Source organism: Aliiroseovarius lamellibrachiae (assembly GCF_018599245.1).
GTDB classification, from domain to species: domain Bacteria; phylum Pseudomonadota; class Alphaproteobacteria; order Rhodobacterales; family Rhodobacteraceae; genus Aliiroseovarius; species Aliiroseovarius lamellibrachiae.
Genome location: NZ_JAHEVJ010000004.1, coordinates 136,202 through 155,879, shown reverse-complemented (window position 1 = coordinate 155,879; position 19,678 = coordinate 136,202). Strand labels below are relative to the sequence as shown.

The following is a 19,678-nucleotide window of genomic DNA, read 5'->3' as shown; positions in this document are numbered from 1 at the left end:
TCAGATATCCTTCACGCTCTTGGCATTCGTGCTTCTTTGGGGCAAAAGGGTGCGAGTTCAAAAAGAAAGTCATCACTGTGAGCAACCCAGAAAATTTCATTGATGAAGTGACCGAAGAAGTCCGACGCGACAAGCTTTTTGCCTTGATGCGCAAATATGGCTGGATCGCAGTGACATTGGTTGTTCTGCTGGTGGGCGGTGCGGCCTATAACGAATGGTCCAAGGCACGGGCAGAGGCCAAGGCAGAGGCCTTGGGCGATGCCATTTTGGCGACCGAGGAATTGGCAGATGCGGCTGCGCGCAAGGCGGCCTTGGCGGAGCTGCCGGTCGCGGGTGATGCCCGTGCGATTGTTGTGCTGTTACAGGCCGACGAAGATGGCAAAGTTGCCGCAGATCAACTGGCTGAGATGGCCGATGACGCGAATTTGCCAAAGATATATCGCGATTTGGCTGCGTTGAAACTGGTGATGCAGGCCGATGGTGGCTTGTCAGCCGAGGACGCCACAGCCCGTTTGGCGCCACTTTTGCAGGCGGGCGCAGCATTTCGTGTGTTGGCAGAAGAGCAAATGGCGTTGGTTGAGTTATCAAATGGCGACAAAGAAGCGGCAATTTCTCGCCTTCAGGCTCTTTTACTGGATGAGGAAGCGTCGCGGGCCTTGCGTCAACGTGCATCTCAGTTGATTGTGGCCCTTGGTGGGGCGCTTGCTGCATCATAATTATTGGCACCGCAGATATGCTGATGCGAGGAATTCGACAGGTGTTCGGGGGAAATAAATTGAAGCTGAAAAATAGCGCCAGCATTTTGGTGACAGTGGGCCTGATGGCGGCCTGTTCAACGCCCGAGTATATCTTGCCTGGCAAACGCGAAACACTGCGCAGTGTGAACCCGCAAACTGTTGGGGAAGATGTGCAAACAGTTGCTGCTGACGAAGACACGGCAAATGTGGCCCAGCCGATTTCGTTGCCGAAGCAAGTGAACCACGCATCTTGGTCCCACATCGGCGGAAGCGTCACCCATCAGGTGCAACACCCGGCTTTGTCCGCCACCCCACAGCTGATTTGGTCTGCGGATATCGGCCAGGGCAATGATCGAAAACACCGTATCACAGCCGAGCCCGTCGCCGCAGAGGGGCGTGTTTTCACCCTTGATAGCCGCGCCCAGGTTGTTGCAACGTCCACGTCAGGGCAGACGCTTTGGACGCGAGATCTTACGCCACCCGCAGATAAATCCGACGATGCTTCGGGCGGCGGTTTGGCGGTCGCCGGCGGTCAGGTTTTTGTCACGTCGGGTTTTGGTTTGTTGACGGCTTTGGATACCGCATCCGGCAACACCCTTTGGCAGCAAGAGCTTGAAGCACCTGCATCCGGTGCGCCCGCGGTTAAAGGCGGGTTGGTTTATGTGGCCAGCAAAGACAATACCGCATGGGCCGTCGATGCGACATCAGGCAAGGTGAAATGGCGGCTATCTGGCACCCCGAGCCAAGATGGCATTGTTGGTGTGTCGAGCCCCGCTGTGACAGACCGTTTGGTTGTGCTTCCCTTTGCATCAGGCGAGATTGTTGCCGCCTTGCCCAAAGGTGGTGCGCGCATGTGGTCGACCCTGGTTTCGGGCGAACGCGCGGGGCGCGCTTATTCTCTGGTGACGGATATTACCGGTGAACCTGTCATCAAGAATGATGTGATTTACACCGGAAATCCAGTCGGCCGTACCATGGCGCTTTCGATGTCGGGGGATCGGATCTGGACCGCTTCGGAAGGGACCACAGGCCCTGTTTGGGTGTCTGGCGGATCAGTCTTTCTCATCTCGGATGAGGCACAGCTCATCCGGCATGATGCTGAAACAGGCGCGCGCATTTGGGGCGTTGACCTGCCTTATTACACCAAAGAGAAAGCCAAAAGACGCAAAGCAATTTACGCAAATTTCGGCCCGGTTCTAGCAGGCGGAAAGCTTTGGGTGGCCTCCTCAGATGGTGTAATGCGCGGATTTAACCCCGAGGATGGACGCCTCGTTGCGAACGTCGCTTTGCCGGGGGGGGCGGCGACACGCCCGGCTGTCGTTGGCGGTGTTGCTTACGTGGTTTCGCGTGACGGCAAACTTCTGGCTTTGCGCTGAGTTAAAAACCGTGTATGCGGGGCGCTTGATGTGACCCGGAGTCAAAAATGAGCTTTACCCTCGCCATTGTGGGCCGCCCAAATGTGGGCAAATCAACCCTGTTTAACCGCTTGGTTGGCAAACGTCTTGCGTTGGTGGATGACCAGCCAGGCGTGACACGCGACCTGCGCGAAGGCGAGGCCCGCCTGATGGATCTGCGCTTTACGGTAATTGACACCGCAGGGCTGGAAGAAGCGACCGATGAAAGCCTTCAGGGGCGGATGCGTCGCTTGACGGAACGTGCGGTTGAAATGGCGGATGCTTGCTTGTTCATCGTTGACGCGCGTGATGGTCTTTTGCCCGCAGATGAGGTGTTTGCCGATATTTTGCGCCGCAAAAACGCGCATGTGATTCTGGCCGCGAACAAGGCAGAGGGCAAAGCAGGCGAGGGCGGCTATCTAGAAGCCTTTTCATTGGGGTTAGGCGAGCCTATTCGCATGTCTGGCGAACATGGCGAAGGCATGGGCGAGCTTTACGACGCTCTTTTGCCCATCGAAAAAGAATTTGCAGAGCGGGCTGCGCAGACAAATCCCGAGATTGACGTTGATATTTCAGAAGATGATGCCGACGCGCCGCGCGTGCCAACAAATGAAAAGCCATTGCAGGTGGCTGTCATTGGCCGTCCGAATGCGGGGAAATCTACGCTGATTAACAACTTGATCGGCGAAGAGCGTTTGCTGACGGGGCCAGAAGCGGGGATCACGCGCGATTCCATTTCTCTGCGATTTGAGTGGGGGGGCGTTCCGACCCGGATTTTTGACACCGCAGGAATGCGTAAGCGTGCAAAAGTACAGGAAAAGCTTGAAAAGCTTTCGGTTTCTGACGGGCTACGTGCGGTGAAGTTTGCCGAAGTTGTTGTCGTGCTATTGGATGCTGAAATTCCGTTTGAACAGCAGGATTTGCGCATCGCTGACTTGGCGGAACGCGAGGGGCGAGCGGTGGTCGTCGCCGTGAATAAATGGGATGCGGAGCCCGAAAAACAAGCAAAACTGAAAGTGTTGCGAGAATCGTTTGAACGGTTGTTGCCGCAATTGCGTGGCGCGCCGCTGGTCACGATCTCGGCCAAAACTGGCAAAGGATTGGACCGTCTGCATGCGGCGGTTATGCGCGCGCATGAGATTTGGAATCGTCGTGTTAAAACAGCCCAACTTAACGGGTGGTTGGCGGAAATGATTGCGGCACATCCTCCGCCCGCACCGGGTGGTCGGCGAATTAAGCTTCGTTATATGACACAGGTGAAGGCCCGTCCGCCCGGATTTGTGGTCATGTGTTCGCATCCCGATAAGTTGCCAGAAAGCTATTCTCGGTATTTGGTCAATGGGCTGCGTGAAGATTTTGACATGCCGGGTACGCCCATCCGTTTGACCATGCGGGATCAGGGGGACAAGAACCCCTATAAGAACCGCAAGAAATCTACGCCGTCCCGCTTGCGTAAGCACCTTGGAAAAGGGCGGGCAGACGGTTAACCCCACACAGAAAAGGCCACCCGGTTGGGTGGCCTTTTTGATGTGTCGGTCCAAATCAAACAGACTATTTGATTGGTTCCAGCGAAGGACAGGTTCCTGTTCCCGACATTCACCGCGAAAAGCAATGACCTATGCTTCAAAGAAAACGGCGCAGACTTTAGTTTAGGTAAGGCATCGGATCAACCGGATCAGTCCCTTTGAATACCAAAAACTGAATAGCATTATATTGGTTTTTCGTGGCTTTTGCGATCTGCTCACCGCGCTTCACTTTCTGCCCCTTTGCAACATTGATGCCATCAACAAAACTATACGCTGTCTGGGTGTTGTTGCCATGGTCAATGACCACAATCTGTTCGCCCTCGACATCTTTTGAGACAAGTCGAACCGTTCCGCTTGCGGCCGCTTTTACCGGGGTCCCTGGCTTGGCTGAAATCAAGATATAGCCCGCCTTGTCTGCGTCAAAAAGGCTGGTGACTTTGCCGGGCACGGGCAGGGACATTTTAGCAGCAGAGGCTGCCGTTCGTGTGGCTTCCAATGCAGGCGAGGCGGGTTTTTCTTCGGGCTTGCGAGGCACCGCCTTTTCATCTGGCAAAGGTTGCGCAGCAGAAGGTGGCGTCGGCGTGCTACTGCCCTCTCCTGGTTGGCTAATGCCGGTGCTGCGGCTTGGGCTTTCCAGTTTTATCGGGATCAACAGATGCTGCCCTTCTCGGACTGTTAAACTCGCGCCTAGCCCATTCCATTCTGCCAGTGACCTCACGGACACACCGTAAAGCCGCGCCACGGAATACGCTGTTTCGCCGCGTTCTACCCGATGACGAAGCGGCTCTGATCCAGATTGTTTGGTTGTTGGTTTGGCTGTCGAGGTGACGGCGATCGGCGCACGCTCAATCGCGTCCCCCGCGAGGGTTTGAATGTCGATGGTATCCTTGGGCTGAATCACGCCGGTCGCTGGCTCTTGCACACGTCGAGGCAGGGCCAAAAGCTCGTCTTTTCGCAAGACACTGTCGGCGGCGATACCATTATAGCGGGCCAGTTCAGCCGCCGGGACACCGATACGTTCAGCCACTTGGGCCACGGTGTCCCCGCGCCTTGCGAGGGCAACCTGGTAGCCAGGGTAAGAGATGATGCCGCGGGTGTCTGGGCTCGGACGTTTGGCCGTTTGGGCGTTTTGAGCCGCCTGCGTTGTGGATAAGCCGCCATCGGCAAATCGGCGCAGATCCAAATCAAACCCGTCCGAACAGGCGCCAAGGATGGTCAGCGTGGCTAAAATAGGGACGCCACGTAGAAATGTCGTGGAAATCAGTTGCATAGCTCGTGTTCCTCAAGTCGTAAGTCGGCCGGGCCAACTGTTTTTGCCCTGCTCGGGCATTGTTTGGTGATCCTCTTTGGGATCTTTCCGTGGCCCTTGGGGCGTTGTCATTGGCCGATTTTCTCGGCGCTATTCTTGTCCTAACCCTTCCAGCAATGGCACAAAACGCACTGGCAGGAGCTCGTCATATTCGACCCTGTCTTCGTGGCGCGTGACCTTGATCAGGCTTTGTACGGCGTCCGATTGCCCCACTGGTACAATCATAATACCGCCAATGGCGAGCTGGGCCAAGAGGGGGCCGGGGGGATCTTCAGCGGCGGCGGTGACGATGATGCGATCAAAGGGGGCTTGATCGGGCAATCCACGCGATCCGTCGCCCGTCATGGGGGTGATATTATGCAAATCCATGGCTTCAAATATCTGGCGCGCTTCCCGGACCAATCGGCGATGACGATCAATGGTGTATACGCGCCGTGCAAGGCGCGAGAGGATTGCCGCCTGGTACCCAGATCCAGTTCCAATTTCGAGCACTTTGTCGCGCGGTGTGATTTGCGCGGCCTGCGTCATCAACCCAACCACAGAGGGTTGCGAAATGGTTTGACCACAGGCAATCGGCAAGGGCATGTCTTCGTAAGCGCGCCCGGTAAAAATGCCGCGTACAAATGGGCCACGATCAATTTCTTCCATCGCGGTAAGGACGCGTGGATCCGTTACACCCTTGGACCGCAGGGCAAAGAGAAATTGCATTTTCCGTTCTGCATCTGAGGTGTCCGGTTCGGTCATGAAAAGAGGTCCTTAACCTGTTGCAGATGGTCATGCGCGGTGAGATCCGCACGCATTGGCGTCACAGACACATATCCCTCGAGGTTGCGCGTCACGTCCATCTCAGGATCGGACGGCGTTGCTTGTGGGCCACCTTTGATCCACAGAAATTGACGGCCAGATGGGCTTTGGTGGGGGACCGCTGAAAAGATGGCATCATGCCGCCAACCTTGCGGGCAGGCACGCACCCCTTTGACCAGCTCGGCCGCGATGGGCGGAAAATTCACGTTGTAAAAGATCTGATAGTTTTCAGTTTTATCCCACGGTGCGTTTTGTAAAAGCTTTTGGACGATGTCCGCGCCATGCCCGATCGCGGCGTCAAAGACACTGTCCAACTCAGCTGTACCTTTGCCCATGTATTGGGAGAGGGCGATGGCGGGAAGACCTTGTAGCGCGGCCTCCATTGCTGCGCCTAAGGTGCCTGAATATAAAGCATTTTCGGCAGAGTTATTGCCCCGGTTTACCCCGGATATCACAAGGTCGGGACGCGCGGGAAGAACGTGGTGCAATGCGGCCAAAACACAGTCAGCTGGGCTGCCCTCAGCGGCAAATCTGCGTGGGCCATGCTGTGCCACCATAAACGGGTGCGTGTAGGAAATACAGTGGCCAACCCCGGATTGCTCAAAGGCGGGTGCAACGGTCCAAACCTCACCGTCTGGGCCAGCAATTTCAGCAGCGATCTGTTCCGCAACCTTTAAGCCAGGAGCATTGATGCCGTCGTCATTTGTGATGAGGATGCGCATGTCTTGTCCCGTCTATTGCCCAATGAAATCAGTGTTCCTCTCTTCAATAGGGCAGGTGGAATGGGGCGGCAAATGGTTTCTAATTCATGGCTAAGGCTGCATTGGTACTTCGGCGTGATCCCGATCTGATCGGCGCCTCAAAACGAGAGCGTGCCGCCCCGAGCAAAGGCGACTGCGCTCGCGTATCTGATTGTCCCAACCGGCGGCTGGTATTGGCACTTAGCGCAGGCCGGCATCTTGCAAAAGTCTAAGCGCTTCATCTTCGACGCGGGCCAAAACCGACCGATCTTCGCCCGGGAAAAACCGTGTGCGCATGGATGTAGCAAGTGGCTTTGGGCTGGTGATGACAACGTTAGGGCCGAGTTTGGTGGTTTCCGCGGCCCAGGACCCCACCAATGCCATTTGTGCCGCTTTGGTCGCGCCATAGCCTGCGAAGTATTTTTCACCGGCATGATCATCGTGGAAAAACAGTGCCGTGCTGCTGTCGGACAATAGCGGATTGAGCATGAAAATAAGGTTGCGTGTGGCTTCGACATTCAAGTCCATCGCACGTTTCCACCCTTTGTCATCAAGATCCGGGGTGGGCATCATGGCAGGGCCATAGATCGCTGTGTGGGCCCAAATATCCACGCCGCCCCATCGGTCATGGATGGATCGGCACAGATGCGCCATTGCACCCTTGTCGGTGATATCCATAGGGGCAAGCGTCGCGCTGCCGCCGATTGCCTGGATTTTGTCATCCAGCTCTTCTAATGCGCCAGTTGTGCGGGCAACGGCCATCACATGATGGGTTTTTGACAGCTCCAGCGCCAACGCGGCGCCAAGGCCACGGGATGCACCGGTTACGAGGGCAATTTTTTTAGCTTCATTCATCATTTGGGTCTTTCATCCAAAGGCGGACAGCACAAGACGAATACGTTTATCTGCGACAGCTTTACTCGGCTGCGGCCATCTGAAACCCTTGTTCAATCTTGTCTGAGGGTGTGACCGGATACTCGCCCGAGAAACAGGCATCGCAATATTGCGGACATTCTTTGTTGCGGCCTTCAGCTTGACCAACCGCGCGGTATAGCCCGTCAAGTGAGATGAATTTCAAGCTGTCGACCTTAAGGTGGTCACACATTTCATCTTCGGTCATGGTTGCCGCCAGAAGTTTCTCGCGCTCGGGCGTGTCGACGCCATAAAAACACGGCCATGCCGTGGGCGGGGATGCGATGCGGAAATGGACCTCGGCGGCACCAGCATCCAAGAACATATTCTTGATTTTGCGCGTGGTTGTGCCGCGCACAACACTATCATCCACCAAAATCACTCGTTTGCCTTTGATCAGCGCACGGTTCACGTTCAGCTTCAGGCGCACCCCCATATTGCGGATGGATTCTGTGGGTTCGATAAAGGTACGACCCATATATTGATTGCGGATGATGCCCATTGCATAGGGGATGCCGCTTTCCTGGCTAAAGCCGATGGCGGCGGGGGTGCCGCTGTCAGGGACGGGGCAAACCAGATCGGCATCAACAGGGTTTTCGCGCGCAAGCTCCACACCGATTTGACGGCGGGTTTCATAGACTGACCGCCCGCCATAAATGCTGTCGGGGCGGGAAAAATAGACGTGTTCGAAAATGCAGAACTTTGATGGTTGCGGGCGGAATGGAAAGCTGCTGTCGACAGAGCCATCCGCCGAAATCACCACCATTTCGCCCGGTTCAATTTCTCGGATCAATTCAGCCCCAATGATATCAAGTGCGCAGCTTTCTGAACTGAGAACCCAGCCCTCACCCAAACGCCCCAAAACCAGTGGACGCACGCCATGTGGATCACGCACCCCCATCAGTTTGGTACGCGTCATGGCGACCACCGAAAAGGCGCCTTCGACCCGGCGCAGCGCATCTTCCATCCGCTCAGGGATGTTGCGCTGCAGGCTACGTGCCATCAGGTGGATGATGCACTCGCTGTCGGATGAGGATTGAAAAATGGAACCGTGTTCGACCAGTTCTTTGCGCAATGCCACCGCGTTGGTGATGTTGCCATTATGGGCAATCGCTGCCCCACCCATTGAAAACTCGCCAAAAAAGGGTTGAACGTCGCGGATGACCGCGCCTTTTGAACCTGCTGTGGAATATCGCACATGGCCGATCGCGATTGGGCCGGGCAGCGTTTTCATCACACTTTCTTTGGTGAAATTGTCTCGAACATAGCCAAAGCGGCGTGCGGAATTAAAACCTTCGTCCGGATCGTGACAAACGATCCCACCGGCTTCTTGCCCGCGGTGTTGCAGCGCGTGCAACCCAAGAGCAACGAAGTTGGATGCGTCTTTTAGACCGATGACGCCAAAGACGCCGCATTCCTCCTTCAGCTTATCGTCATCCAATGGATGCGCGTAATAGGTCGAGGGGATGGCGGCGGGCGAGGTGGTCATGGGAAAGCGCTCCGATTCCGTGGCGTTGGCATCCTCATAGTCTCAGAATGCCCGGCTGTCATTAAACTATCACAATTTAGCAGGTGATTTTTGGCACGCAGACTTGGAAAAGAACAAACGCGCCGACAATTTAATGTGCGGCGCGTTTGGAATTCGTTTTATTCGGTGCTGGCTGTGCAGCTTCCGACCAGATCTTCGTATCGTCCGACGATCCAACCTGGCGCGTCTTCGGGGATTTGTTCATTGATCCGGTCTTGGGTCCGGGCAAAGATTTTTGCGGTGCGTGAATTGTCGACCATTGGAAGGGTGTCGGTGGTCACGACGCGGTCATAAACCACAAGGGCGATGGCCACGAGCAAAAGTCCGCGCAACACGCCAAAGACAAATCCCAGCGCCTGATCCAGCCCGCCGAGTGCAGAGCGTTGAATGGCTGACGAGAAGAGGGGCGTGAAGACCGACACGACCACCAAGGCAAGGGCGAAGACCCCAGCAAAGGCCGCAATCATTGAAAGTTCGCAACTGTCCGCGATGAAATCACGTAAAACCGGGATCTCTTTGATCAATGGCACCGCTTTCGGGGCAAACATATAGGCCAGAATTGCCGCAGCAACCCAACCAATAATCGACATGCCTTCGCGGACAAATCCGCGCGAATAGGCCAAGATTGCCGAGATTAAAATCACCGCAGCAACAATTCCGTCGACAAGTGTAAAGGCTTCCATCTGTCTCTCCGACCTTTCGCCAAATTTTTATGGGACTAGCCCGCCCCGAATATTTCACCAACGAACCCAGCAAGGTCCGTCATTTTCTGTACGCCTATTCCCGGATCAGACCCCGTCTTACTGCGCGCAGGCGCGATGACAGAGGTGAAACCAAGTTTTTGCGCTTCTTTCAACCGATTTTCTGTTTGCCCGACCGGGCGCAGCGCCCCTGATAGACTAATTTCCCCAAAAACCACAGTGTCCTTGGGGAGAGAAGCATCCTCGCGTGCAGACAGTAGCGCCGCTGCCACAGCAAGGTCGGCGGCGGGGTCAGAAACTTTCATTCCGCCAGCAACGTTTAGATAGACATCAAGGCCAGCAAAGGGGATGCCACACCGGGCTTCTAGCACGGCCAAGATCATCGCTAGTCGCCCGCCGTCCCAGCCCAAGACTGACCGTCGTGGTTGCGAATGCGGCGAGGGGGCGACGAGGGCCTGAAACTCAACCAACACGGGGCGAGTGCCTTCAATTCCGGCAAACACGACGCTGCCCGGTGCAGGTTCTTCACGGTCAGACAGGAAAAGCGCAGAGGGGTTGAGGACTTCGGACAGACCGCCGCCAGTCATTTCAAACACGCCAATTTCATCGGCCGGGCCAAAGCGGTTTTTGACGGCCCGAAGAATGCGGAACTGATGGCCACGCTCGCCTTCGAAATAAAGCACGGTATCGACCATATGCTCTACAACGCGTGGCCCCGCAATTTGACCGTCTTTCGTGACATGCCCCACCAAAACAACGGAAATGCCGCGTGTTTTTGCAAAGGTCGTTAGTTCATGTGCGGCGGCGCGCACCTGACTAACGGAGCCTGGTGCGCTGTCGACATTGTCTGCCCACATGGTTTGGATCGAATCAATAATCGCGAGTTGCGGACGTTCGGCATCCAGTGTTGTCAGGATGTTGCGAAGATTTGTGTCTGCCGCGAGCCGCACGGGAGCATCGGTCAGACCAAGCCGTTGGGCGCGCATCCGTACCTGAGCGGCGGCCTCTTCACCTGAGATATAGATTGTATCAAGCCCGGAATTGGAAAACCTAGCGGCCGCCTGAAGCAACAAAGTCGACTTGCCGATGCCGGGATCCCCACCAACGAGTATCGCCGATCCTGGCACCAAGCCACCGCCCAAGACGCGGTCAAGTTCGGACATGCCGCAGATTGTCCGCTGTGGTGGCGCTTCTTCTGTCGATAGATCCGTCAGGCTCAGCCCTTTGCCCCGGCTTGCGCCCAGCGATTTAGACGCTGGTCCAGATGACAGGGGCTTGTCTTCGACAATCGAGTTCCATTCGCCGCATCCATCGCAGCGACCAGACCACTTGGTAAAGGTGGCGCCACATGAATTGCAGCTGTAAGACGTTTGGGTTTTTGCCATGCACCGGTTTTGCCCGAGCGACGCGCGCCACGCAAGGGGCGGTTCGGGGCAATTCGAACAGAATTTAGTCCAAGGTGGGTTTTGGTCGGGATCTGCGCTTTTGTGTCAACATGCTGATGCCCAAAGAGATTAAGACGCAGCCGGTGAACAGGTACAGACCCCACGCCACATCCACCCTGGCCATGCCTGCGCCTTTGGCCACCACGACGTAAAGCGCAATCAGAAAGATATCCGCCATCGCCAATTTGCCCATCACATTGAACACAGGCAGAACGCTGCGGCGCATCTGACCAAATTGGATCAGGGCAAGCCCCAGAGTTTTTATGAGCGGCGCAAAAATGGCAAATAACGTGATGAGCAGCGCGAGAAAGACATCGGTTTTCCAAAGGGTTTGAAGCCCCGAGATGATGCTGATTTCCGATTGACCAAAAAAGGGAAGGTTTAGGCCGGCCCGCAGAAGTGGGGCAAACCACGCAATTGGAAAGGCGATCAGAAGCGCAAGATTCAAGTATCGTAAATATGTCATGAGCTTGGATATGGGGTAGGGCGCCTGTGGTTGCAACGCGTCATGTGCGGACTGATGACGTTTATGCTTTTCGGACCAAATAGGGCGTCTTACGTCTGGCGAGCGCCGGAGGGCAGCCCTGAAGACAGCCCCAAAGGCAGCAGAGCGGCCATCGTTCTGAGGGCCAGAAACTATCTCACGGACTCAATTGGGCCATCTGCCGAGCCGCTGATAAATTGTGAAACATAAGGGTCGCCAGAATTATCCATCTTTTCAACTGGACCGGCCCATTGAATGCGCCCCGCATGCAGCATCGCAACCTTGTCAGCAATCACCCGGACCGAGCTCATATCATGGGTGATTGTCATCGCCGTTGCGCCCATTTCCTCGACAATTTCGCGGATCAGGTCGTTGATGACGCCGGACATGATAGGGTCAAGGCCGGTGGTTGGTTCATCAAAAAAGATGATCTCAGGCTCGGCCGCGATGGCACGGGCAAGGCCCACACGTTTTTGCATGCCGCCAGAGAGTTCGGAGGGAAACAGGTCTGCCACATCTGGGGTTAATCCGACACGGCGCAGTTTCTCGATCGCGATTTCGCGGGCTTCCGTTCTGGTTCGGGCAAGGGATCCGCGTAGCAGGCGAAAGGCGACGTTCTGCCAAACAGGTAAGCTGTCAAAAAGCGCAGCGCCTTGAAAGAGCATGCCAAATCGGGCCAAAAAGGCATCCCGTTCGACGGTTGACGTGTCTTCACCGTCAAGCGTGATTGTCCCGCTATCTTGGATCATAAGGCCGAGAACGCATTTTAGCAGCACCGATTTTCCGGTGCCGGATCCGCCGATAATGACCATGCTTTCGCCACGTTCGATGGTCAGGTTCACCCCGTCCAGAACTTTTTTGGGGCCAAAGCCTTTGTGAAGGTTTGAAAGCTCGATCATGATGCAAAAAACAGACTTGTAAGAAGGAAGTTGGCCGCGAGGATCATAATGGCTGCGGCCTCAACTGATGTTTTTGTGGCCCGACCCACCCCCTGAGCGCCGCGACCAGAATGCATTCCGTGATAGCAGCCCATGACGGCGGCGATCACCCCAAATACCGCCCCTTTGACCAAAGACGATAAGATGTCGGCGGTTTCAAGAAAACTCCATGTATTCGAGATATAAGCACCGGGTGCGAAGCCAAGTTGCTTGGTGCCCACAATATAGCCGCCCATAATCCCGATGATGTCACCAAGTCCCACAAGGGCGGGGACCACCAATATCGCCGCCAACACGCGGGGCGCGGTCAGGTATTTCATCGGGTGGGTCGACAGTGTGACCAAGGCGTCGATTTGCTCGGTAACCTTCATGGTTGCAATTTCAGCAGCGATTGAAGAGGTCACCCGAGCAGCAATCATCAGCCCCACCAAGACTGGTCCAAGTTCGCGCACCATGCCGATGGCCACAATCTGCGGCACCACGGCTTCGGCGGAAAATCGTTGACCCCCCGAATAGATTTGAAGCGCAAGTGCGCCCCCCGTGAAGATGGCCGTCAACCCCACCACGGGCAGGCTGAAATAGCCAATATTGATCAGTGCGGACAGAAATTCGCGCGGGTAAAACGGTGGGCGCACAATATGGCTGAGGGATTGCCCGCCAAAAATGGCGATGCGACCAATCACAGCCAAAAAGCCAAGCGTGGTCCGGCCCAAGGCCGCCAATGGATAAGTCAGCATCATTCCTCACGTCCTCGTGCGTAATACCGTGCGTACCTAGTACCAAGCTGGGTCAGAACCTCGTATCCGATGGTCTTTGAGATATTCGCCAGATCATCGATATTCTGATGTTTGCCAAGTATTTCCAGGCTTTTGGGTGTCTCGCGGATATGTGTGATGTCGACACAAATCAAATCCATTGAGATGCGGCCAACGATGGGGCAGGGCGTATCTTCGTAAAACATTACGGCCTTATTCGAGGCTTGTCGGCTGAGACCATCTGCATAGCCGCCCGAAACCGTCGCAATACGCGATGGGCGCTCTGCAACCCAAGAATTGGCATAGCCAACGGTTTCACCAACCGCAAGCGAGCGCGTTTGGACTACCGGAAGGTTCAGCTCCACCACGGGGCGCGCCTCTTCATAGGGCAGGCCACCATAAAGGCCAATTCCAGGCCGCGTGAGGTCAAAATGATATTGGGATCCCAGCAATATTCCCCCGGTCGCCGACAGGCTGCGCGGTGCCTCGATCTCGGCGGTCATTTCCAAAAATGTCGACAGTTGTTGTTGGTTCATTGCATGATCGGGCTCGTCCGCGCAGGCAAGGTGGCTCATGATCAACCGCGGGCCTTGCGCGACACAAAGTTCGCGCAGCGCTGACCATTCGCCGGGTTCCATGCCCAGACGGTTCATGCCTGTGTCGAGTTGAATGCCAAAGGGATGACCTGGCAAGGCTTCGAAATGGCGTGTCATCTGTTCGACAGAGTTCAGCATCGGCACCAACCCGAGGTCGTGAACCATATCTGTGTCACCCGACATATGCCCAGAAAATATGCTGATTTCTGGCCCGGGTCCAAGAGCTTGGCGAAGTGCTGCACCCTCTTCAGCGACCGCTACAAAAAAGCGCCGTGCGCCAGCGGCAGCCAGCGCGCGCCCCACTTTGGCCACACCCAGTCCATAGGCATCTGCCTTGACCACGGCGGCGGTTTGAACGTCGCTAGCTGTTTTCGCATCAAGGGTCCGCCAGTTGGCGGCCACTGCGTCCAAATCAATTGTTAGTCTACCTGTACTCATAACGCGGTTTTCGACAGGCTGGGCGCGCAGGTCAAGGCAAAACGCAGCATTCGGGTGAAACTGACAAAATTCCGGGACAAATTGTGTCTAGCTGTCCACCAAAATGGTTTCCACCGCGCTTGTTGCTTCCAAAGTGCGGTGCACGGGGCAACGATCCGCGATCTCCAGAAGGCGTTCGCGTTGTTCGGTGTTTAACGGCCCGTTCAAATGGACTTCGCGGCGAAACTTGTCAATTTTGGCCCGTGTGCCGGTTTCGGCGTCTTGCGCATGGACTTTATCATGGCTCACATCCACGCGCACATGGGTCAATGGCCAGCCTTTGCGCCGGGCATACATGCGGATCGTCATGGAGGTACAGGCACCAAGCCCCGCCGAAAGGAACCCATAGGGTGACATCCCCTTATTGGTCCCGCCATACGCCAGCGGCTCGTCCGCTTGAGTATGGTGAAATGGGCCGGATTGGACATCTTGTAGAAACCCTTTTGGGTCGGCTTCCGTGACCCGAACAATGCCTTCTGGTGCGCCCGGAGGCGGGGCGGGGGGCGAAAGGTCTAAATAGCGTGCGGCCCATGCCGAAATGATATCTGCCACATATTCCGCATCTTCAGGGCGCGTGATCAAATGGTCGGCATCATCCAGTGTAACAAAGCTTTTGGGGTGTTTTGCTGCGATGAAAATTCGCGATGCGTGTTCAATGCTGACCACTTCATCGCGCGGTGCATGAAGCACCAGAAGGGCGGCGTTCAGGGTGTGGATTGCGGTTTCCAATGTATTGTCCTGAACATCCTCGACGAAAGTGCGCCCCAGGGTGAAGGGACGGCCGCCCAAGCTGACATTCGCGCGTCCGCTCGCGGCGATTTCGGGCAATGCCTGTTCGAATTGGGCAATGACATTTGCAGGGTCCGAAGGCGCGCCAATGGTCACCACGCCTTTGGTTCGGGGCAACCCAGGCGCCGCTTTTAGGACCGCGGCGCCGCCGAGGGAATGGCCAATCAACAGGGTTGGGGGCATGCCGCGCGCCTCGAGCGCCCCCGCAGCCAGGACGATGTCTTCGACATTGGACGAAAAATGGGTGTTTTCAAATTCACCGCCCGAATGGCCCAGACCCGTGAAATCAAAGCGCAGCACCGCAATCCCCACGGCGGCCAAACGGGCCGAAATGCGCCGCGCGGCTGCGATGTCTTTGCCGCATGTGAAACAATGGGCAAGCAAGGCCGTGGCGAGATGTGGCCCTGGAGGCAAATCAAGACGTGCTGCGAGGTCATGGCCGCTGTGGCCCTTAAATGTGAAACGCTCGGTTGGCATTCTCGATCCTTTTCATGTGTCTACCCAGACGATGGGCAGAGTTTCGTTCGGCCACAAGGGGGGGACGCGAATTTGCACGGGATCGTGAGGGGGCGTTATGTCCGACTTGTTCTTGCCATTCCTTTCCCCGCCAATCAATCTGCACAAAACCATAGATGGAGGCCAGAGTGGTCGAGATTTGTCAGCAATATTTGCCTCTGCGGCCCTGGGAAGAGGATCGTACCCAACGCTTGCCCGGGTTGAATCCAATGCTGCCCGGCGAGTGGTTGTTGCAGGACGAAGCATATGACGCGCAGATGGCGCATCGTTTGCATCTGATGGCGACGCGCCAACCGGCTGTTCACCAGATTTCAGATGCGGCTATGCCTGCCGCACAGGAGCTTTTGGAATATGTCCTTGAGGAGATTAGGGTGGCCGAAGGGTATCATGTGGACACAAGCTCTGTAAGCTGCCCGGATGGACGAAAAGTCGAGATTGATTATGATCAGCCGCTTTTGACATGTGGCGCAATTGTCCAAGAAGATCTTGTGATCATGGAGAAAATTGGGGCGGAGCATGTATTGACCGGGGCGATTTTATGCTTTCCCTCAAGTTGGACATTGGCAGAGAAATTCATGCAACCGATGACACGCATTCATATCCCGGTTGAGGTTTACACAGAGGACATTGCAAAACGTGTGCAGCGGTTGTTTGACGGCATTCAAGTCGCGCGGCCAATGTGGAGAGGGAATTATCTATCCTATGGCGATCCCGAGCTGCACCAGCCGCGGCTGGAAAAAGATGTGCGCCTTGCGCCGGGAAGTGGTCCGCAGTGGTTGCGGGTGGAACGACAGGGAATGCGACGATTAGAACGCACGGGTGCGGTGATTTTCTCGATCCACACCTATGTTTTGTCCGAGGCACGGCTGGCTGAACTTGAAATCAACCTGCCAGCGCCGTCGGGACGTTGATTGAAGCGTTTCGAGCCTTGCGTGATGTGGCAAGGCGCGAAAAATTTTAGCCACCTAAGGTCATGGGGACAAACCCATCGACCGGTGACCAGTGGCGGATGGTCCGCGGGAGACTGGTGTGACGCCGAATATCGGACATTCGAGATCCGATGTGAGACATCAGTCCGCCACTCCGAAAAACCTCTGCCAAACGTTGCTCTGTATGTGTCATTTTGCTCATTGCTCTGCTCTCTTTTTTTCATTTCTGACGCCCGTTGGTGGTCGCCTTTGGGCATGATGCGGGTTGATTTTGCGCAAAGCACGGAAGAAATGGGGCGAGAACGGCATGATTTGGGGGCGGATTTCGTTGAGGCCATCACAATTGTTAACCTAAATTAACCGGCTTATCCGTCGATTTTTGCCCCCATAAGGGCAAGAGATTGTTGATAGACCGTGGCGGCGTTCCACTCTTTCAGGACCCGATAGTTGGCTTGCCCTTGTTGGTAACCTTTGCCCGGTTTCCACCCATGTTTTCTTAGATAATTGGCCGTTGAGGCGAGCGCATCCGCAAGGTCGTAGAAATCGACAACGCCGTCACCATTCCCATCCACTCCAAACTCCAAGGCATTGCCTGGCAAAAACTGCGTGTGTCCGAGTTCGCCATGTTTTGCCCCTTTGGTTGCGGAGGAGATTGAGCCTTGATCGACGAGTTTTAAGGCACCAATCGCGTGGGGTTTGAAAAAGTCAGACCTGCGGCAATCGTAAGTCAGGGTCACAATGGCAGAGACCACATTCGAATTCCCCATAAATCCACCAAAAGCCGTTTCCATTCCATGAATGGCCAAAAGCACCCCTGCGGGAACACCGAATTGCCGTTCAAGTGCGCGGTAGAAATCCGGGTTCTTTGCTTTGCGGCGTTTGCCCTGAGCAATGATCGTATCCGCGCCACGAATTTGGAGGAATTTGTCCAACGAGTATTTGAAGCTTTTTTGATTTCGGTCAGCGTTAATTGTCGCTTGCGCATATGATGTCGCGGCCAGTGCGGCGAGCCCTTTGCTTTTGACACCCGCGCGTCGGGCCTCCGTCGCGAAATCGGCTTTCCACGCCTCAAACCCTGCGGCGGAATTGCCGCATTGGGCTGACAATGCGGGATTTGTGGTGGCGAGAATAAATGCAAGGGGGGCGAGGTAATTCGTAATGACGTTTGGCATGAGCGTCTCGATCTTGGTTGAAATACCGCATGATAGCTCGCAATCCTGAATGTGCCTATCAGAGAAACGTGCAAAAAGAAAAAGGGCACCCGAAGGCGCCCTTTTGATGATGAACCCAAACAGGATTTAGCAGCTGTAGTAAAGCTGGAATTCAACCGGGTGAGGTGTGTGCTCATAGGCGTACACTTCTTCCCATTTCAGAGCCAAATAGCCATCGATCTGGTCTTTGGTGAACACGTCACCTGCCAGAAGGAAGTCGTGATCCGCTTCAAGCGAGTCCAGAGCTTCGCGCAAAGAGTGACAAACCGTAGGGATGTCCTGCAGCTCTTCGGCGGGCAGGTCATAGAGGTTCTTGTCTTGTGCGGGGCCGGGATCAATTTTGTTCTTGATGCCGTCAAGGCCAGCCATCAACAGGGCCGCGAAGCACAGATATGGGTTGGCTGCGGGGTCAGGGAAACGGGCCTCAACGCGCTTGGCTTTCGGGCTTTCGGTCCATGGAATACGCACGCAACCTGACCGGTTCGACGCCGAATATGCGCGCAGAACAGGGGCTTCAAAACCAGGGATCAGACGTTTGTACGAGTTGGTCGCCGGGTTGGTGAAGGCGTTCAGCGTTTTGGCGTGCTTCAGGATGCCGCCGATGAAGTACAAAGCTTCTTGGCTGAGGTCCGCGTATTTGTCGCCGGCGAAAAGTGGCTTGCCATCTTTCCAGATCGACATGTTTACGTGCATGCCGGTGCCATTGTCACCCGCGATTGGCTTTGGCATGAAGGTCGCCGATTTGCCGTAAGCATGTGCCACATTGTGGATGATGTACTTATATTTCTGCAGCTCATCAGCCTGTTTGGTCAGGCTATCAAAGATCAAACCAAGCTCGTGCTGGCAGGATGCAACTTCGTGGTGGTGCTTGTCGGTTTTCATGCCCAGGGATTTCATGGTCGACAGCATTTCACCGCGAATGTCTTGTGCGTCATCAATTGGGTTGACGGGGAAGTAACCACCTTTGACGCCCGGACGGTGGCCCGAGTTGCCCATTTCATATTCGGTGTCTGTGTTCCAAGACGCGTCAATGGCGTCAACTTCGCATGACACTTTGTTCATCGACACGCTGTAACGTACATCGTCAAACAAGAAGAACTCTGCTTCTGGACCCATATAAGAGACATCACCGATACCCGAGGATTTCAGGTATGCTTCTGCCTTTTGCGCTGTGCCGCGTGGGTCGCGTGAATAGGCTTCGCCTGTGTCTGGCTCTACAATTGAACAGTGAATGCAGAGTGTTTTTTCCGCATAGAACGGATCAACATAAGCGCTTTCAGTATCAGGCATCAGTTTCATGTCCGACGCTTCGATCGATTTCCAGCCTGCGATGGACGACCCATCAAACATAAAGCCTTCTTCGATGAAGTCTTCGTCCACCAGGTCACAATCGACCGTCACATGTTGCAGCTTGCCGCGTACATCAGTGAAGCGGATGTCAACATATGCGATGTCTTCTTCTTTGATCCGCTTGAGAACGTCTTGAGTGCTCATTGCTTTTTCCTTTTGTTCGAAACTTTAAGGCCGATTAAACGGCGTCGAGACCGGTTTCGCCGGTCCGAATACGGATGGCTTGTTCAACGGGGGAAACAAAAATCTTGCCGTCACCAATTTTGTCAGTTTTGGCCGCGTCCACGATGGCCGCAATCGCTTCATCAACTTGGTCTGCTGGCAGCACGACTTCGATCTTTACCTTGGGCAGAAAATCAACCACATATTCTGCTCCACGATAGAGTTCTGTATGGCCTTTTTGACGACCAAAGCCTTTGACTTCGATCACAGAGAGACCCTGTACGCCGATATCCTGAAGCGCTTCTTTCACCTCGTCCAATTTGAACGGTTTGATGATTGCCTCGATCTTCTTCATCTGGCTTCTCCCATTGGTAA

At 55.2% G+C, this 19,678-nt stretch carries 19 protein-coding genes; 4 read left to right on the top strand and 15 right to left on the bottom strand.

The window, feature by feature from the left end; genetic code table 11:
• Positions 1-77 precede the first annotated feature (77 nt).
• Genes KKW20_RS08600 through der form a run of 3 tightly spaced genes read left to right on the top strand, consistent with a single transcriptional unit; the run spans position 78 to position 3,618 of the window.
• Positions 78-716, top strand: a complete 639-nt coding sequence (locus tag KKW20_RS08600) for a hypothetical protein (RefSeq protein ID WP_214567474.1) — start codon at positions 78-80, stop codon at positions 714-716.
• A 59-nt stretch (positions 717-775) separates the two neighbouring features.
• On the top strand, positions 776-2,113 hold the full coding sequence (locus KKW20_RS08595) for a PQQ-like beta-propeller repeat protein (RefSeq protein WP_343207567.1): 1,338 nt from the start codon (positions 776-778) through the stop codon (positions 2,111-2,113).
• A 47-nt stretch (positions 2,114-2,160) separates the two neighbouring features.
• The gene (der, locus tag KKW20_RS08590; protein ID WP_214567473.1) at positions 2,161-3,618 is read left to right on the top strand and encodes a ribosome biogenesis GTPase Der; all 1,458 of its coding nucleotides are present in this window, start codon (positions 2,161-2,163) and stop codon (positions 3,616-3,618) included.
• Positions 3,619-3,775: 157 nt separating this feature from the next.
• Here der and KKW20_RS08585 read toward each other — a convergent pair whose 3' ends face one another.
• The 12 genes from KKW20_RS08585 to KKW20_RS08530 all read right to left on the bottom strand — a co-directional run bounded on the left by KKW20_RS08585 (position 3,776) and on the right by KKW20_RS08530 (position 15,612).
• Positions 3,776-4,927, bottom strand: a complete 1,152-nt coding sequence (locus KKW20_RS08585) for a peptidoglycan DD-metalloendopeptidase family protein (protein WP_214567472.1) — start codon at positions 4,925-4,927, stop codon at positions 3,776-3,778.
• Between the two features lie 129 nt (positions 4,928-5,056).
• A complete protein-coding gene (locus KKW20_RS08580; RefSeq protein ID WP_214567471.1) occupies positions 5,057-5,710 on the bottom strand; it encodes a protein-L-isoaspartate(D-aspartate) O-methyltransferase in 654 nt (217 codons plus the stop codon).
• Positions 5,707-6,492: a 5'/3'-nucleotidase SurE gene (surE, locus tag KKW20_RS08575; protein WP_214567470.1), complete on the bottom strand. Its 786-nt coding sequence runs from the start codon at positions 6,490-6,492 to the stop codon at positions 5,707-5,709. Before surE ends, KKW20_RS08580 begins: the two co-directional genes overlap by 4 nt.
• A gap of 219 nt (positions 6,493-6,711) precedes the next feature.
• Entirely contained in the window at positions 6,712-7,365 is a 654-nt protein-coding gene (locus tag KKW20_RS08570; protein ID WP_214567469.1) for an SDR family NAD(P)-dependent oxidoreductase, read from the bottom strand.
• A gap of 61 nt (positions 7,366-7,426) precedes the next feature.
• Positions 7,427-8,911: an amidophosphoribosyltransferase gene (gene purF, locus KKW20_RS08565; RefSeq protein WP_214567468.1), complete on the bottom strand. Its 1,485-nt coding sequence runs from the start codon at positions 8,909-8,911 to the stop codon at positions 7,427-7,429.
• A 158-nt stretch (positions 8,912-9,069) separates the two neighbouring features.
• Positions 9,070-9,633: a CvpA family protein gene (locus KKW20_RS08560; protein ID WP_214567467.1), complete on the bottom strand. Its 564-nt coding sequence runs from the start codon at positions 9,631-9,633 to the stop codon at positions 9,070-9,072.
• Between the two features lie 35 nt (positions 9,634-9,668).
• Positions 9,669-11,036 carry a DNA repair protein RadA gene (gene radA / locus KKW20_RS08555; protein ID WP_214567466.1) on the bottom strand — a complete coding sequence of 456 codons (1,368 nt, stop codon included), beginning with the start codon at positions 11,034-11,036 and terminating at the stop codon, positions 9,669-9,671.
• A 64-nt stretch (positions 11,037-11,100) separates the two neighbouring features.
• The gene (locus tag KKW20_RS08550; protein WP_214567465.1) at positions 11,101-11,562 is read right to left on the bottom strand and encodes a paraquat-inducible protein A; all 462 of its coding nucleotides are present in this window, start codon (positions 11,560-11,562) and stop codon (positions 11,101-11,103) included.
• A gap of 170 nt (positions 11,563-11,732) precedes the next feature.
• Positions 11,733-12,479 carry an ABC transporter ATP-binding protein gene (locus tag KKW20_RS08545; RefSeq protein WP_214567464.1) on the bottom strand — a complete coding sequence of 249 codons (747 nt, stop codon included), beginning with the start codon at positions 12,477-12,479 and terminating at the stop codon, positions 11,733-11,735.
• Positions 12,476-13,258: an MlaE family ABC transporter permease gene (locus KKW20_RS08540; RefSeq protein ID WP_214567463.1), complete on the bottom strand. Its 783-nt coding sequence runs from the start codon at positions 13,256-13,258 to the stop codon at positions 12,476-12,478. Before KKW20_RS08540 ends, KKW20_RS08545 begins: the two co-directional genes overlap by 4 nt.
• A complete protein-coding gene (gene alr, locus KKW20_RS08535; RefSeq protein ID WP_214567462.1) occupies positions 13,255-14,307 on the bottom strand; it encodes an alanine racemase in 1,053 nt (350 codons plus the stop codon). Before alr ends, KKW20_RS08540 begins: the two co-directional genes overlap by 4 nt.
• A gap of 87 nt (positions 14,308-14,394) precedes the next feature.
• Positions 14,395-15,612 carry a bifunctional alpha/beta hydrolase/OsmC family protein gene (locus KKW20_RS08530; protein ID WP_214567461.1) on the bottom strand — a complete coding sequence of 406 codons (1,218 nt, stop codon included), beginning with the start codon at positions 15,610-15,612 and terminating at the stop codon, positions 14,395-14,397.
• Between the two features lie 155 nt (positions 15,613-15,767).
• Between KKW20_RS08530 and KKW20_RS08525 the strand changes: the two genes are divergently transcribed.
• Entirely contained in the window at positions 15,768-16,562 is a 795-nt protein-coding gene (locus tag KKW20_RS08525) for a heme-dependent oxidative N-demethylase family protein (RefSeq protein ID WP_214567460.1), read from the top strand.
• Between the two features lie 383 nt (positions 16,563-16,945).
• On the opposite strand, the gene KKW20_RS08520 is transcribed toward KKW20_RS08525, so the two are convergent.
• The 3 genes from KKW20_RS08520 to KKW20_RS08510 form a co-directional block, all read right to left on the bottom strand.
• Positions 16,946-17,752, bottom strand: coding sequence for a lytic murein transglycosylase (locus KKW20_RS08520; protein WP_214567459.1), 807 nt, complete (start codon positions 17,750-17,752; stop codon positions 16,946-16,948).
• Positions 17,753-17,878: 126 nt separating this feature from the next.
• Positions 17,879-19,285 carry a type I glutamate--ammonia ligase gene (glnA, locus tag KKW20_RS08515; protein ID WP_214567458.1) on the bottom strand — a complete coding sequence of 469 codons (1,407 nt, stop codon included), beginning with the start codon at positions 19,283-19,285 and terminating at the stop codon, positions 17,879-17,881.
• 34 nt (positions 19,286-19,319) lie between these two features.
• Complete coding sequence (locus KKW20_RS08510) at positions 19,320-19,658, bottom strand: P-II family nitrogen regulator (RefSeq protein WP_214567457.1); 339 nt, start codon at positions 19,656-19,658, stop codon at positions 19,320-19,322.
• Positions 19,659-19,678 lie beyond the last annotated feature (20 nt).